At 71.1% G+C, this 14,030-nt stretch carries 15 protein-coding genes; 9 read left to right on the plus strand and 6 right to left on the minus strand.

Annotation, left to right across the window (positions count from 1 at the left end; genetic code table 11):
• Positions 1 to 24: 24 nt before the first annotated feature.
• From ACTWJ9_RS27670 to ACTWJ9_RS27680, 3 genes are all read right to left on the minus strand, one after another.
• Positions 25 to 1,407, minus strand: a complete 1,383-nt coding sequence (locus ACTWJ9_RS27670) for a ferredoxin reductase family protein (RefSeq protein WP_279336987.1) — start codon at positions 1,405 to 1,407, stop codon at positions 25 to 27.
• Positions 1,408 to 1,543: 136 nt separating this feature from the next.
• The gene (locus ACTWJ9_RS27675) at positions 1,544 to 2,113 is read right to left on the minus strand and encodes a pyridoxamine 5'-phosphate oxidase family protein (RefSeq protein ID WP_443295928.1); all 570 of its coding nucleotides are present in this window, start codon (positions 2,111 to 2,113) and stop codon (positions 1,544 to 1,546) included.
• A gap of 58 nt (positions 2,114 to 2,171) precedes the next feature.
• The gene (locus tag ACTWJ9_RS27680; protein ID WP_443294899.1) at positions 2,172 to 2,615 is read right to left on the minus strand and encodes a hypothetical protein; all 444 of its coding nucleotides are present in this window, start codon (positions 2,613 to 2,615) and stop codon (positions 2,172 to 2,174) included.
• Positions 2,616 to 2,880: 265 nt separating this feature from the next.
• Here ACTWJ9_RS27680 and ACTWJ9_RS27685 point away from each other — a divergent pair, with 265 nt between their 5' ends.
• The 3 genes from ACTWJ9_RS27685 to ACTWJ9_RS27695 all read left to right on the plus strand — a co-directional run bounded on the left by ACTWJ9_RS27685 (position 2,881) and on the right by ACTWJ9_RS27695 (position 6,705).
• Entirely contained in the window at positions 2,881 to 4,074 is a 1,194-nt protein-coding gene (locus ACTWJ9_RS27685) for an argininosuccinate synthase (protein WP_279336989.1), read from the plus strand.
• Between the two features lie 156 nt (positions 4,075 to 4,230).
• A complete protein-coding gene (argH, locus tag ACTWJ9_RS27690; RefSeq protein ID WP_279336990.1) occupies positions 4,231 to 5,658 on the plus strand; it encodes an argininosuccinate lyase in 1,428 nt (475 codons plus the stop codon).
• 75 nt (positions 5,659 to 5,733) lie between these two features.
• A complete protein-coding gene (locus ACTWJ9_RS27695) occupies positions 5,734 to 6,705 on the plus strand; it encodes an aldo/keto reductase (protein WP_279336991.1) in 972 nt (323 codons plus the stop codon).
• A gap of 68 nt (positions 6,706 to 6,773) precedes the next feature.
• Here the strand turns inward: ACTWJ9_RS27695 and ACTWJ9_RS27700 are convergent, their stop codons facing one another.
• Complete coding sequence (locus tag ACTWJ9_RS27700; RefSeq protein WP_279336992.1) at positions 6,774 to 7,445, minus strand: lysophospholipid acyltransferase family protein; 672 nt, start codon at positions 7,443 to 7,445, stop codon at positions 6,774 to 6,776.
• Positions 7,446 to 7,955: 510 nt separating this feature from the next.
• Between ACTWJ9_RS27700 and ACTWJ9_RS27705 the strand changes: the two genes are divergently transcribed.
• The 3 genes from ACTWJ9_RS27705 to ACTWJ9_RS27715 all read left to right on the plus strand — a co-directional run bounded on the left by ACTWJ9_RS27705 (position 7,956) and on the right by ACTWJ9_RS27715 (position 10,298).
• Positions 7,956 to 9,155, plus strand: coding sequence for a glycerophosphodiester phosphodiesterase (locus ACTWJ9_RS27705; protein WP_279336993.1), 1,200 nt, complete (start codon positions 7,956 to 7,958; stop codon positions 9,153 to 9,155).
• A gap of 75 nt (positions 9,156 to 9,230) precedes the next feature.
• Entirely contained in the window at positions 9,231 to 9,734 is a 504-nt protein-coding gene (locus ACTWJ9_RS27710; RefSeq protein ID WP_279336994.1) for a sigma factor, read from the plus strand.
• Positions 9,735 to 9,791: 57 nt separating this feature from the next.
• Positions 9,792 to 10,298: a GNAT family N-acetyltransferase gene (locus tag ACTWJ9_RS27715; RefSeq protein ID WP_279338119.1), complete on the plus strand. Its 507-nt coding sequence runs from the start codon at positions 9,792 to 9,794 to the stop codon at positions 10,296 to 10,298.
• Positions 10,299 to 10,309: 11 nt separating this feature from the next.
• Here the strand turns inward: ACTWJ9_RS27715 and ACTWJ9_RS27720 are convergent, their stop codons facing one another.
• Positions 10,310 to 10,747, minus strand: coding sequence for a hypothetical protein (locus tag ACTWJ9_RS27720; RefSeq protein WP_279336995.1), 438 nt, complete (start codon positions 10,745 to 10,747; stop codon positions 10,310 to 10,312).
• On the minus strand, positions 10,728 to 11,087 hold the full coding sequence (locus ACTWJ9_RS27725) for a hypothetical protein (protein ID WP_109379514.1): 360 nt from the start codon (positions 11,085 to 11,087) through the stop codon (positions 10,728 to 10,730). Before ACTWJ9_RS27725 ends, ACTWJ9_RS27720 begins: the two co-directional genes overlap by 20 nt.
• A gap of 69 nt (positions 11,088 to 11,156) precedes the next feature.
• Here ACTWJ9_RS27725 and ACTWJ9_RS27730 point away from each other — a divergent pair, with 69 nt between their 5' ends.
• The 3 genes from ACTWJ9_RS27730 to ACTWJ9_RS27740 all read left to right on the plus strand — a co-directional run bounded on the left by ACTWJ9_RS27730 (position 11,157) and on the right by ACTWJ9_RS27740 (position 14,023).
• Complete coding sequence (locus ACTWJ9_RS27730) at positions 11,157 to 11,807, plus strand: HAD-IA family hydrolase (protein WP_387040452.1); 651 nt, start codon at positions 11,157 to 11,159, stop codon at positions 11,805 to 11,807.
• A 408-nt stretch (positions 11,808 to 12,215) separates the two neighbouring features.
• Positions 12,216 to 13,289, plus strand: a complete 1,074-nt coding sequence (locus ACTWJ9_RS27735; protein ID WP_443294900.1) for a methionine ABC transporter ATP-binding protein — start codon at positions 12,216 to 12,218, stop codon at positions 13,287 to 13,289.
• Entirely contained in the window at positions 13,286 to 14,023 is a 738-nt protein-coding gene (locus ACTWJ9_RS27740) for a methionine ABC transporter permease (protein WP_388708582.1), read from the plus strand. The genes ACTWJ9_RS27735 and ACTWJ9_RS27740 overlap by 4 nt, the downstream gene beginning before the upstream one ends.
• Positions 14,024 to 14,030 lie beyond the last annotated feature (7 nt).

Genomic DNA, 14,030 nt, shown 5'->3' on the forward strand with positions numbered 1-14,030 from the left:
TGATGGGTGTGGATGACCCGTCGCTCACATCTCGAACGACTCGTGGTGGATACGGCGGGCGGGGACCCCGGCGCCGCGCAGTGCGTCGTACACCGACTGGGCGAACCCGGGCGGGCCGCACATGAAGACGTCGTGGTCGTCGATGTCGGGGATCTTCCGCCGCAGGCTGTCCGCCGAGATGTCGGGGCGCTCCCCCTCGGGGCTGTTGACCGCGTACATCAGGCGTGCACCGCGCTCCTCGGCGATCTTGGCCAGCTCGCCCCACAGGGCCAGGTCCTGGGTGGTGTTGGCCCGGTACAGCAGGGTGATGTCCCCGGAGGCGCCGGGCAGCGTCTCGAACAGGGCCCGCATCGGGGTGATCCCCACCCCGCCCGCGACCAGCAGCACCTTGCCGCGGCTGCGGCGCTGGGCGGTCATCGCCCCGTAGGGTCCCTCCGCCCACACCCGGGTGCCGGGCTCCAGCTCGCGCAGCCGGGAGGTGTGGTCGCCGATCGCCTTCACGGTGATCCGCAGCATGTCGGGGCGGGGAGCCGCCGACAGCGAGTACGGGTGGGAGCTGAACCGCATTCCCGGCGCCAGGAACCGCCAGCGGAAGAACTGACCTGCCTCCGCGCCCATCCGGTGCAGCTTGCGCCCGCTGATCAGCACCGAGGTGATGCCCGGTGTCTCCTCGATGACCGCCTCGACCCTCATCCGGTGACGCAGGTTCAGCCGGATCGGGGTGAACACCCGGTACCAGAGGACCAGCGCGGTCACGACGCCGTAGAGCCCGTACCAGAAGGTCTTCGCGGCCGGTTCGACGGCGAACTCGTTGCCGGTGGTGATCTGGTGCCAGAACGTCAGGTACATCGCCGCGTACGTCAGCAGGTGCACGTGGTACCAGCTGTCGTACGGCAGCCGGCGGCGGATCGGGCCGATCGAGATGAGCGCGATCACGAACAGCAGGCCCGTGCCGATGGCGGCCTTGCCCATGTCCGGCAGCTGCTCGACGGAGGTGATCGTCTGCTGGACGATGTCGCCGAGGCCCTTGCCGGCCTGGAGGGCGTACCCCCACATGATGAGGAAGACGTGGGCGACGACCAGGCTGACGGTGTAGCGCCCGCTCATCGCGTGCCAGCGGGCCACCCGGTCCGAACCCACCCGGCGTTCCAGCGCGGGGACCCGGGCCATCTGCAGCACCACGAGGGCCATGAGATAGCCGGCCAGCAGGCCGGTGATGCGGCCGGCGGCGACGATCCTCCCGGTGGTGTCCGAGATGGACGGTGTGTTGTTCCACCACAACCACAGCACGGCCACCGCGCCCGCCCCCACGGCGAGCAGCAGGGGTACGGCGGGGGAGCGGCGCGGACGGATGCGGCGCATCGTCTGACGGCGGGCGGCACGTCCGCCTGCGAGCGTGGTGGTCACGGTTCCTCCGTGGGACTTGACCCTTGGCCCACACATACGTGCCGTGACCCGGGAGCGTTCAGCGAAAAGGCGGGGTGTGCGGAGGAAAAACGCCCCGGGACCTCCCTCGGAGGGCCGGGGCGTCCGGGCGGACGGGTCAGGCCGGGGACGGGGGCAGTGGCAGGGGCAGCCCGAGGAGGCCGTCCAGCCTCGTCGCGACGTATTTCTTCTTGGAGGAGTACGCGTCCAGTGAGGCGTCGTCCTCCCGCGCGAACCGCCTTGCGTGCAGGTCGCGCTCCGCCGCGTAGGCCATGAACGGGACGGCGTGGCCGCAGGTGTCACGGAGAGGCTCGGCGGTCACGACGACGATCGCGCGCAGGCCGTGGACCGTCGGACCGACGTCGGGGAAGCGGGCGAGCGGTTCGGGAAAGCGCGGATCGTCCCGGAAGACGGTCTCACCGCGGCCGTTCTCCCTCAGGTGGGCGATGGTCTCGGCGGTGGACCCGGTGAAGTCGAGGTAGGCCACGGTGAGTTCGTCGAGGACGACGAAGAAGCCCCTGAGGCCCTTGGGCGAGAGGCTGACCGTGCCGTCGGCGGACAGGGGGGCGGTGGCGGTGAAGAAGACCGGCTGCGCCTCGATGAACGTGCGCAGGCGGCCCTCTACGCGCTCATAGGTCTTTCCCCCGGGGACCGATGATGGGCGCGTTTCTTTCGACTGTCTGAGGATTGTCGTCCGTGGCCGCCCCGGCCGGCGTGCGTACGGGGCGGTCACGGCGCCTGTCACGTCACTTGGTGAGCGTGCAGGCGGCCAGCGTGTCCAGTCCGGCGGGGCGTTCGGCGGTGCGGCCGATGGCGGTGGCGATGCGGTTGATGGCGGCGACGCGTTTGTCTTCGAGGGGGCCGAGGATGGCGTTCTGGACGAAGTTGGGTCCGCCCTGGCCGACGGTGTCGGCGAGTCGTTTGTTGGCCTCGGTGATCTGGGTGTCGAGGTCGCCGAGGTTGCGGTCGACCTCGGCCCGGGCGGAGGCGGGGACGGCGGGGAGCCGCGGTGCGACGTCGGGACAGCTGATCGTGCCCGGTTCCGCAAGTGTCCGGGCGCTCGCGGCGCTGTCCTCGGAGGACTCGCCGGCGAGGGCGGATCCGGCGATCACCGCGCCGGACAGTGCCACGGCGGCGGCGCCGATGAGGCCGACGCGACGCTTGTTGTACTTCGGAAGAGCCCTGGACATGCGGATGCCTCACTCGGGTCGAGGGGTGGGGTCGGGTTTCGTCGGTGTCTTGGGGTGTCTCGGTCGTGCCGACGCGGCGCCTGCGTCCTGCGGAGATACGGGAAAGCGGTTTCCCGCGTTCAATCACCCCTGGAACCGCCCTGGGACCGCCCCGGCACCGCACCGAATCGCCCCGGAATCACCCTCCGGGCGGAGGCGGATTGACGAATCATGCGCTCTCCTGCATACTCATGCATATCAGCGAATGCACTGTAAGGAGAATCCCGTGACCGAGCGCGTCGTACTCGCCTACTCGGGCGGTCTGGACACCTCCGTCGCCATCGGCTGGATCGCCGAGGAGACGGGCGCCGAGGTCATCGCCGTTGCGGTCGACGTCGGCCAGGGCGGCGAGGACCTGGACGTCATCCGCAAGCGCGCGCTCGCCTGCGGTGCCGTCGAGGCCGAGGTCGCCGACGCCAAGGACGAGTTCGCCGACGAGTACTGCCTCCCGGCGATCAAGGCCAACGCCCTCTACATGGACCGCTACCCGCTGGTCTCCGCGCTGTCCCGGCCGACGATCGTCAAGCACCTCGTCGCCGCCGCCGAGAAGCACGGCGCCACCACCGTCGCCCACGGCTGCACCGGCAAGGGCAACGACCAGGTCCGCTTCGAGGCCGGCATCGTCGCCCTCGCCCCCGACCTGAAGTGCATCGCCCCGGTCCGCGACTACGCCATGACCCGCGACAAGGCCATCGCCTTCTGCGAGGCCAAGGGCCTGCCGATCGCGACCACGAAGAAGTCGCCGTACTCCATCGACCAGAACGTCTTCGGGCGCGCCGTCGAGACCGGCTTCCTCGAGGACATCTGGAACGCGCCGATCGAGGACGTCTACGAGTACACGCAGAACCCCGCCGTGGCGCGCGAGGCCGACGAGGTCGTCATCACCTTCAAGGAGGGCGTGCCGGTCGCCATCGACGGCAAGCCCGTCACCGTCCTCCAGGCCATCCAGCAGCTCAACGAGCGCGCGGGCGCCCAGGGCGTCGGCCGGATCGACATGGTCGAGGACCGCCTCGTCGGCATCAAGTCCCGCGAGGTGTACGAGGCCCCCGGCGCCATCGCGCTGATCACGGCCCACCAGGAGCTGGAGAACGTCACCGTCGAGCGCGAACTCGCCCGCTACAAGCGGCAGGTCGAGCAGCGCTGGGGCGAACTGGTCTACGACGGCCAGTGGTTCTCCCCGCTCAAGCGCGCCCTGGACGGCTTCATCACCGAAGCCAACCAGCACGTCAACGGAGACATCCGGATGACCCTGCACGGCGGCCGGGCCGTCGTCACCGGCCGGCGCTCCGAGTCGTCGCTGTACGACTTCAACCTCGCCACCTACGACACCGGCGACACCTTCGACCAGGCGGCGGCCAAGGGCTTCATCGACATCTACAGCCTGTCGTCGAAGATCGCCGCCAAGCGCGACCTCGGCTGACCGCCGGACGGGCCCTGCCGGCCTGACCGCCTGACGGTCCGTCACGCACTACTCTGACACCGCCTCCTCACTCCCCTGCGCCTGAGTGAGGAGGCGGTGGCACATCCACGACGTGGCCCGTCCACGACCCGCCTGTCTTCGAGGAGCACAACGCAAGTGAGCAGCAACAGCGGTGACGTACGGCTCTGGGGCGGCCGTTTCGCCGACGGTCCCGCCGAGGCCCTGGCCAAGCTGTCCGCGTCCGTCCACTTCGACTGGCGGCTCGCGCCCTACGACATCGCCGGATCGCGTGCGCACGCGCGCGTGCTGCACGCGGCGGGCCTGCTCACCGAGGACGAACTCACCCGCATGACCGAGGGCCTCGACCGGCTCGAGGCGGACGTCGCCGACGGCTCATTCACCGGCACCGTCGCCGACGAGGACGTGCACACCGCCCTGGAGCGCGGCCTGCTGGAACGCCTCGGCCCCGACCTCGGCGGCAAACTGCGTGCGGGCCGCTCCAGGAACGACCAGGTCGCGACCCTGTTCCGGATGTACCTGCGGGACCACGCCCGGACGCTCGGCGGCCTGATCGCCGAGCTCCAGGACGCCCTCGTCGGCCTCGCCGAGGCCCACCCGGACGTGGCCATGCCCGGCCGCACCCACCTCCAGCACGCCCAGCCGGTGCTCTTCGCCCACCACGTCCTCGCCCACGTCCAGTCGCTGTCCCGGGACGCCGAGCGGCTGCGCCAGTGGGACGAGCGGACCGCGGTGTCGCCGTACGGCTCGGGCGCGCTGGCCGGCAGCAGCCTCGGCCTGGACCCGGAGGCGGTGGCCCGCGACCTCGGCTTCGAGCACGGCAGCGCCGCCAACTCCATCGACGGCACGGCCTCGAGGGACTTCGCCGCCGAGTTCGCCTTCATCACCGCGATGATCGGCGTGAACCTCTCCCGGATCGCCGAGGAGGTCATCATCTGGAACACGAAGGAGTTCTCCTTCGTGACCCTGCACGACGCCTTCTCCACCGGCTCGTCGATCATGCCGCAGAAGAAGAACCCGGACATCGCGGAGCTGGCGCGCGGCAAGTCCGGCCGCCTCATCGGCAACCTGACCGGCCTGATGGCCACCCTCAAGGCGCTCCCGCTCGCGTACAACCGCGACCTCCAGGAGGACAAGGAGCCGGTCTTCGACTCCATCGACCAGCTGGAGATCCTGCTCCCGGCCTTCACCGGCATGATGGCGACCCTCACCGTGCACCGCGAGCGCATGGAGGAGCTGGCCCCGGCCGGGTTCTCGCTGGCCACCGACATCGCCGAGTGGCTGGTCAAGCAGGGCGTGCCGTTCCGGGTCGCGCACGAGGTGGCGGGGGAGTGCGTCAAGGCCGCCGAGGCCGAGGGCAAGGAGCTCGACGCGCTGACCGACGAACAGTTCGCGAAGATCTCCGCCCACCTGACCCCCGAGGTGCGCACCGTCCTCAACGTCCCCGGCGCCCTCGCCTCCCGCAGCGGCCGCGGCGGCACGGCACCGAGCGCGGTCGCCACGCAGCTCGCCGAGGTGAAGGCGGACCTGGTCGCCCAGCACGCGTGGGCGAACGCCAAGAGGTAGTCACTCCGGTGTCGCAGGGGCATCGCGGGTTACGTTGGTCGGGCAGCCGCAAGGAGCCGACCGAACGGAGCCCCGATGCCCTTCGCACGTCTGGCCACAGCCACTACCCCCACCTGCCATATCGGCCTGGGACTCGCCGCCGTCGGACGACCCGGTTACATCAACCTGGACCGCGACGCCGACCTCGGCGGCGACCGCAGCGTCGAGGCCCTGCGCACCCGCACCCACGACCTCCTCGACGCCGCCTACGCCCAGGGCGTCCGCTACTTCGACGCGGCCCGCTCCTACGGCCGGTCCGAGGAGTTCCTCGCCGAATGGCTGCGTGGCCGGCCCGACGCCGCCGACGTCGTCATCGGCAGCAAGTGGGGCTACACGTACACCGCGGACTGGTCCACCGACGCCGAGCGGCACGAGGTCAAGGAACACTCCCTCGCCGCGTACGAGCGCCAGCGCGCCGAGTCCGACGCACTGCTCGGCGACCGGCTCGACCTCTACCAGATCCATTCGGTGACCCCGGACAGCCCCGCCCTCACCGACAAGGACCTCCACGCCCGGCTCGCCGAGGCGGCGGCCCAGGGCCTCACCGTCGGGTTCTCCACCAGCGGCCCGGCCCAGGCGGACGCCATCCGCGCGGCGCTCGCCGTCACGGTCGAGGGCGAACCCCTCTTCCGTACCGTCCAGTCCACGTACAACGCGCTGGAGACGTCCGCCGAGCCCGCGCTGGCCGAGGCCCACGACGCCGGGCTCACGGTGATCGTCAAGGAGGGCATGGCCAACGGCCGGCTGGCCGCGGCCCACGCCCCCGACGCGCTCAGGGCCGTCGCCGCGGAGACCGGACTGGACTGCGACGCCGTCGCCCTCGCGCTCGTGCTGCGCCGGCCCTGGGCCGGTGTCGTCCTCTCCGGTGCCGCCACCGTCGTCCAGCTCGCCTCCAACCTGCGAGCGGCGGCCGTCGACCTCGACGACGACCAGCTCTCCCGCCTCGCCGTGCTGCGCGAGGACCCGCACGCGTACTGGGAACGACGCGGACAGCTGGCCTGGCACTGACACGCCGACGGCGGACCGCTGCTGCAGCGGTCCGCCGTCGGCGTACGTGGTTCTCGCGGTGGGCGGGGTCAGGCGGCCTTCGCCTTGCTGGCGTACATGTCCACGTACTCCTGCCCGGACAGGCGCATGACCTCGGTCATCACCGAGTCGGTCACCGCCCGCAGGACGTAGCGGTCGCGGTCCATGCCCTCGTAGCGGGAGAACTCCATCGCCTCACCGAAGCGGACCGTGACCCTGCCCGGCCGGGGCAGGCCCGCGCCGCCCGGCTGCAGCTTGTCGGTGCCGACCATGGCGAACGGGACGACGGGCGCGCCGGTCATCAGGGTGAGCCGCGCGATACCGGTGCGGCCCCGGTAGAGGCGGCCGTCGGGGGAGCGGGTGCCCTCGGGGTAGATGCCGAAGATCCTGCCCTCCTCCAGCACCCGACGGCCCGTCATCAGTGCCGCGACCCCGCCCCGGCCGCCGTCCCGGTCGACCGGGATCATGCCGACACCGGTGAAGAACCAGGCCATCACCCGGCCCTTGAGGCCCTTGCCGGTGACGTACTCGTCCTTGCCGATGAAGAAGACCTGACGGTCGCAGACGATCGGCAGGACGATCGAGTCGATGAACGTGAGGTGGTTGCCCGCCAGGATGACCGGACCGTCACCCGGGATGTGCTCCGCACCCTCCACCCGTGGGCGGAACATCAGGCGCATGACCGGGCCGAGCACTGCCTTGATGAGCGCGAAGCGGGACAACGGGTCCTCCGGTGTCGGGAATGCGGTATGAGTCTGTGCAGGCAAGGACATTACTCGCGGGCGAGGGGGGCGCGCACGTCGGGTCCACCGACGTGTCACGCCGTGCAGATACATGTTCACCTGTGGTGACGTGGTGTCGTACGGCCGTGACGCGCACGACGTGATGTGAGGCACGTCGCGTCCGCAAGGGACGATCCGCGGCCTCGCCGGTCCGGGGTGCGGACACGGCCGGATCCAAGCACGCGCGCCCCGCGCACTGCGGGAGGCGCGCCGTCGGCGGCATGCCCACGGGTACCCGGTACGACGCCCCCGAAGCCGGCGGACCGTCAGACCCCGCCCGGGGCACCCGTCCGGCACACCAGCCCGACACGCCCGTCCGGAGCCCGACACGCCGGGCCCGGTCCGTACGCCATCCGGTGGCCCCCGCGTGTTCCGGTCGCGGTCTCCCGTTCGTCATGCACGCGCCCCTACGATCACCCCGCACTGACGGTCGACGGCAGGAGGCACCTCATGGGAACGCAGGAGTCGGACGAGCGGACGGGCCAGGCCGCGGGCGGCGGGACCGGGCGGCGGGCCCTCCTGGGCGCGGCGGTGCTCGGCGCGGGCGGCACCGTCCTCGGGCTGGGTGGCACGGCGAGAGCGGCCGAGGCCCGGCACGCCGAGGGCCGCGGCGGCGGCGGACGGGGCGTCAAGGGCCTGCCCGTCCCGACCGTCATCGGCCACCGGGGGGCCAGCGGCTACCGGCCCGAGCACACGTTCGGCGCCTACGAACTGGCCCTCGACATGGGGGCCGACATCGTCGAGGCCGGCGACCTGGTGCCCACCAGGGACGGCCACCTCGTCTGCCGGCACGAGCCGGAGATCGGCGGCACCACGGACGTCGCGAGCCACCCGGAGTTCGCCGACCGCAAGCGCACCAAGCGGCTCGACGGCGTCTTTGTCACCGGCTGGTTCACCGAGGACTTCACCCTCGCCGAACTCAAGACGCTCCGCGCCGTCGAGCGCATCCCCGCCAACCGCCCGCACAACACCCTCTACGACGGCCGCTGGGAGATCCCCACCTTCGAAGAGGTGCTGCGCTGGCAGAACGAGCAGACCCGCAAGCGCGGCAAGCAGGTCTGGATCTACCCCGAGCTCAAGCACCCCACCTACTTCCGCCGGCTGGGCCTGGGCACCGAGGAGCGCCTCGCCCGGCTGCTGCGCAAGCACGGCAAGGACAAGAAGAACTCGCCCGTCATCGTCCAGTCCTTCGAACCCACCAGCATCCAGCGGATGAGCAGGCTCGTCGGCAACCCGCTCGCCGTGCTGCTCTCCGGCGCGAACAGCCGCCCCTGGGACTTCGTCGAGAACGGCGACCCGCGCACGGTGGCCGACCTCATCACGCCGGAGGGCCTGAAGGAGATCGCCTCCTACGCCCAGGGCATCGGCCCCACCCTGGACCTGGTCATCCCCCGGGACGCGGCCGGAAACCTCACCGAGCCCACCGGCCTCGTCCGCGACGCGCACCGGGCCGGACTGATCCTGCACCCGTACACGATGCGCAACGAGAACCCCTTCCTGCCGGCGAACTTCCGCACGGGCGGCGACCCCGACGCCTACGGCGACGTCTTCGGCGCCTTCCGCACCTACTACGCCACCGGCATCGACGGCGTCTTCACCGACCACCCGGACACCGCTCTGCTCGCCCGCGAGGACTTCGTCAACAGCTGAGCGGCTCTGTCCCCTTCAGGGTGATTTCCGGCCGCTCCGGGCAACCGGGCCCGGGGCGGCCGTGTCGTTGGGTGTATGCCCCATGACCTGGTCGCCGCCCTCCGTCCGCTGCTCACCGCGGAAGCCTCCGCCGAGGCGTACGCGTCCGGGGCCGAACCCGCCGACCTGGAACAGGCGGTCTGGCTGCGCCTCCTGGAACGCCTCGACGTCCACGGCCCGCCGCACGACCCGCAGGACTGGCTCCGCAGGGCCGTCCGCACCGAGGCCCGTCGCCGCCGCCGCGCCGTCCGGCACGAGAGGCCGTGCGCCGGTGACCCCGTGGATCCCGGCGACCCCCGCGACCGCGACCCCGAACTCCTCGCCGTCGCCGCCGCCGGCCGCCGCACCCTGCGGGACGCGGTGCGCCGGCTGCCCGGCCGCTGCCCCCGGCTGCTGGAGGCGCTGCTGGCCCCGCATGACCCGACATACCGGGACATCGCAGGGGAGTTGGGTATCTCACAGGGCAGCCTGGGTCCGGAACGTTCCAGATGCCTGGGATGTCTTCGCCGATTGCTCGCGCCGGAGGTTGCGTCGCGTTGAGGACGGGGATAGGAGTGAGGGACCACAGGTGATCAGGTGAGCGGGAGGCGTGCGCACATGGGCATGAGCGTGACCATCTCTGCGGCGGCCGAGCAGGATGCCGAGCAGATCTTCAGGTTGCAGTACCTGTGCTTCCAGAGCGAAGCGGCGCTGTACGGCAATTACCGCATCGACCCGCTGGTCCAGAGTCTGGACTCGGTCCGTGAGGAGGTCGCCGCCGACCTGGTCTTCGTCGCCCGCCTCGGTGACGAGATCGTCGGCTCGGTGCACGGCAGGAGCACCGAGGACGCCGCCGCGGCCATCGGCAAGCTCTGTGTCCACCCCCGCCTCCAGGGGCACGGCATCGGCGCCCGGCTCCTGCGGGTCGCCGAAGCCGCCCTCGCCGACGAACGGGGCGCCAGGACCTTCCGCCTGCACACCGGGCACCGCAGCGAGAGCAATCTCCAGCTGTACAGCCGGGTCGGCTACCAGCGGGTCGGGACGTCCGAGGGAGCGGACGGCGTACCGCAGATCGTCCTGGAGAAGTCGGCCGAGACGGCCGAGACGTACGCTGCCACCGCCTGACCGGGTGGTCGTTACGCCGTGCGTGCCTTGCGCAGCCAGTACATGGCCGTGAGGGGCAGCAGCACGGGAATGAACAGGTACCCCATCCCGTAGTCCGACCACACCGTCGCGTCGGGGAAGGCGGACGGGTCGACCAGGGTCCAGGTGCCGACCGTCAGGACGCCCACCAGCTCGGCGGCGCAGCACACCAGCGCCGCCCTGCGGGCCGCCTCCCCGCCGCGCACCAGGGTGTACGTGATGAATCCGTAGACCACCCCGGCGATCGCCGAGAGCGAGTAGGCGAGCGGCGCCCGGTCGAACTCGGTGGCGATCTGGTACGCGGAGCGCGACACGGCGCCGACGACCATCACCCCGTACAGCCACACCAGCAGCAGTCCGGGCCCGCCGATCAGCCGTGTCCCGGTCGGCTTCTGTTCCGTCACGGCCTTCTCAGCTCCCCCAGATGTCATGGAGCCGCACCTCCAGCACGGCCAGGACGACACCGCTCGCGGCCACCGTGATCGAGCCCCACCGGGTGCGCTCGGCCAGTGACATGAAGCCCGCCGCCGGGACGCACGCGAACGAGCCCAGCAGATACGCGAGGAAGATCGTCGTCCCCTGCTCCGGCTTCTCGCCCCGGGCCAGCTGTACGATCCCGACGATCAGCTGAACCAGCGTCAGCAGCGTGACCACGGCCATGCCGATGAAGTGCCAGTCCTTCGTCGGCTGATCCCGGTAGGCGGCCCAGCCGCACCAGGCGGCGAGCAGCAGCGCGGCGACGCCGGTCGTCAGCGTCAGGACATCAAGCATGTCAGCGACCTTATTACGCCGGAACGGCTCCACCGTGCCCGGCCCTGCCCGCACCGTATGGTCGATGGCATGACCATCCACGCGCAAGCCCTCCTGTTCGACAACGACGGGACGCTCGTCTCCTCCCTCGAATCCGTGCAGCGCTGCTGGACGCGGTGGGCCGTGGAGTACGGGATCACGGCCGAGGAGTTCGGGCGGACCGAGCTGCACGGCCGGCCGGCCGTCGAGATAGCCGCCGACCTGCTGCCCGCCCGCGTCGTGCCGGAGGCCGTCGCGCGGATCGAGGACCTGGAGGTGGAGGACGTGCCGAACGGCGGGGCCGTTCTGCTGCCGGGCACCCGGGACCTCCTCGACGTGCTGCCTGCCGAGCGCTGGGCCGTCGTCACCTCCGCCACCCGGCGGCTGGCCGAGGCCCGCCTCGCCGCGGCCGGCATCCTGCCCAAGACCCTGGTGGCCGCCGACGACGTCACCCGGGGCAAGCCCGACCCCGAGCCCTACCTGCTCGCCGCCCGGACCCTCGGCGTGGACCCCGCGCACTGTGTCGTCTTCGAGGACGCCCCCGCCGGGCTCCAGGCGGGCCGGGCCGCCGGCATGACCACCGTGGCGTTGGCCACAACCCACCAGGCCCACGAGCTGACCGCCGACCTGGTGGTGAAGGACCTGTCGGCGCTGTCCGCACTGGTCACGGACGCGGGGGTGGAGATCTCGGTACGCCCCTGACGTGCGGTCACCCATGTCCACGGCTGTCCAGAATGTGGACAGCGGTGTCCGGTCAGCAGTGAAGGTCTGCTTTACTGGCCGCATGACCACGACGAGCGACCGCAGCCCCGCGACCGAGGTGCATCTGCAGCCCGGTGCCGGTTGTATGTGTCCGCTCCGAATGCGCGCCTTCTAGAGGGCCCCCGCAGCACTTGAGCCTCGCGCCCCGAAGCGAGAGCCGGTTCCCGTCCGCCCGCGTGCCCCATCGGTCCCGCATGCGCGACGGAACCACGCCCCCGCGCACGTCTCCCCACGGCTCACCTCCGCCGCGCTCGGGAGAAGCCGTGCCGCGTACGGGCTGCTTTCGACCCTGAATGCCTCGTGCCGGCGCCACGACGTGTCGCGCACTCGACAGTGACGGATGTTCACGTGATCACCACCTCGGGCCTGAGCAAGGTCTACCGCTCTCGCGGACGCGAGGTCACCGCCCTGGACGGCGTCGACCTGCACGTCCGCGAAGGCGAGGTCTACGGCGTCATCGGCCAGTCCGGCGCCGGCAAGTCCTCGCTCATCCGCTGTGTCAACCTGCTCGAGCGCCCCACCTCGGGCACCGTGACCGTGGCCGGGCAGGACCTCACCGCCCTGGCCGGGCGCGGCCCGCGCGCCGGGCGGGAACTGCGGCAGGCGCGCAGCCGTATCGGCATGGTCTTCCAGCACTTCAACCTGCTCTCCTCGCGCACCGTGCAGGACAACGTCGAACTGCCGCTGGAGATCCTCGGGCAGTCGGGGAAGGAACGTTCCCTCAAGGCGCTGGAACTGCTCGACCTGGTGGGCCTCGCCGACAAGGCCAAGGCCTACCCCGCCCAGCTCTCCGGCGGCCAGAAGCAGCGCGTCGGCATCGCCCGCGCACTGGCCGGCGATCCGAAGGTGCTGCTGTCCGACGAGGCCACCAGCGCGCTCGACCCGGAGACCACCCGCTCGATCCTGGCGCTGCTGCGCGACCTGAACCGCCAGCTCGGCCTGACCGTCCTGCTCATCACGCACGAGATGGACGTCGTGAAGACGATCTGCGACTCGGCCGCGCTGATGGAGAAGGGCCGGATCGTCGAGTCCGGCACGGTCACCGAACTCCTCGCCACCCCCGGCTCCGAACTGGCCTCCGCGCTGTTCCCGGTCGCCGGTGAGGCCTCGGGCGACGACCGCACCGTCCTGGACGTCACCTTCCAGGGCGAGAGCGCGACCCAGCCGGTCATCTCCCAGCTGGCCCGTACCTACAACATCGACATATCGATCCTCGGTGCCGCCATCGACACCGTCGGAGGTCTCCAGGTGGGCAGGATGCGCATCGAACTCCCGGGCCGCTACGAGGACAACGTCGTGCCGATCGGCTTCCTGCGGGAGCAGGGGCTGCAGATCGACGTCGTCGAGCGGGCGGCACAGGCGGCGCAGACCGCGCAGACCGCGCAGACCGCGCGGACCCTCGTGAAGGAGACGGCCAAGTGACCTGGTCCCAGATGCAGCCCCTGCTGGAACAGGCGTGCTGGGAAACACTGGTCATGGTGGGCTGGTCCACCCTGATCTCCGTCGTCGTCGGGCTCCCGATCGGCGTGCTGCTCGTCCTCACCGACAGGGGCGGGCTGCTGCAGAACAGCCTGGTGAACAAGGTCGTCGGCCAGATCGTGAATGTCGGCCGCTCGATGCCGTTCATCATCCTCATGGTCGCCCTGATGAGCTTCACCCGCTGGATCACCGGGACGACCATCGGCAGCGAGGCCGCGATCGTGCCGCTCGCCATCGGCGGCATCCCCTTCTTCGCCCGGCTCGTCGAGACGGCCGTGCGCGAAGTGGACCACGGACTCGTCGAGGCCGTGCAGGCCATGGGCGGCAACACCTGGACGATCGTCCGCAGGGTCCTCGTGCCCGAGGCGCTGCCCTCGCTGATCGCCAGCACCACCACCACGATCATCGCCCTCATCGGCTACTCGGCCATGGCCGGCACCGTGGGCGGCGGCGGACTCGGCGACCTCGCGGTCCGCTACGGCTACCAGCGCTTCGAGACCGGGCTGATGTGGGTCACCGTCGCGATCCTCGCCGTGGCCATCTCCCTCATCCAGTTCGCCGGCGACTACGCGGCCCGCTCCCTGCACCACCGCGGCGGACGCCCGGACGCCGGGCCGAGGCTGCGGCTGCTCAAGACCAGGGAACCGGCGACGGCCGACGCCGGCAAGACCGGGTGACCCCGGC

Origin of the sequence: Streptomyces sp. GDS52 (assembly GCF_052246875.1) — a bacterium.
In the GTDB taxonomy this organism is placed as follows: Bacteria; Actinomycetota; Actinomycetes; order Streptomycetales; family Streptomycetaceae; genus Streptomyces; species Streptomyces cathayae.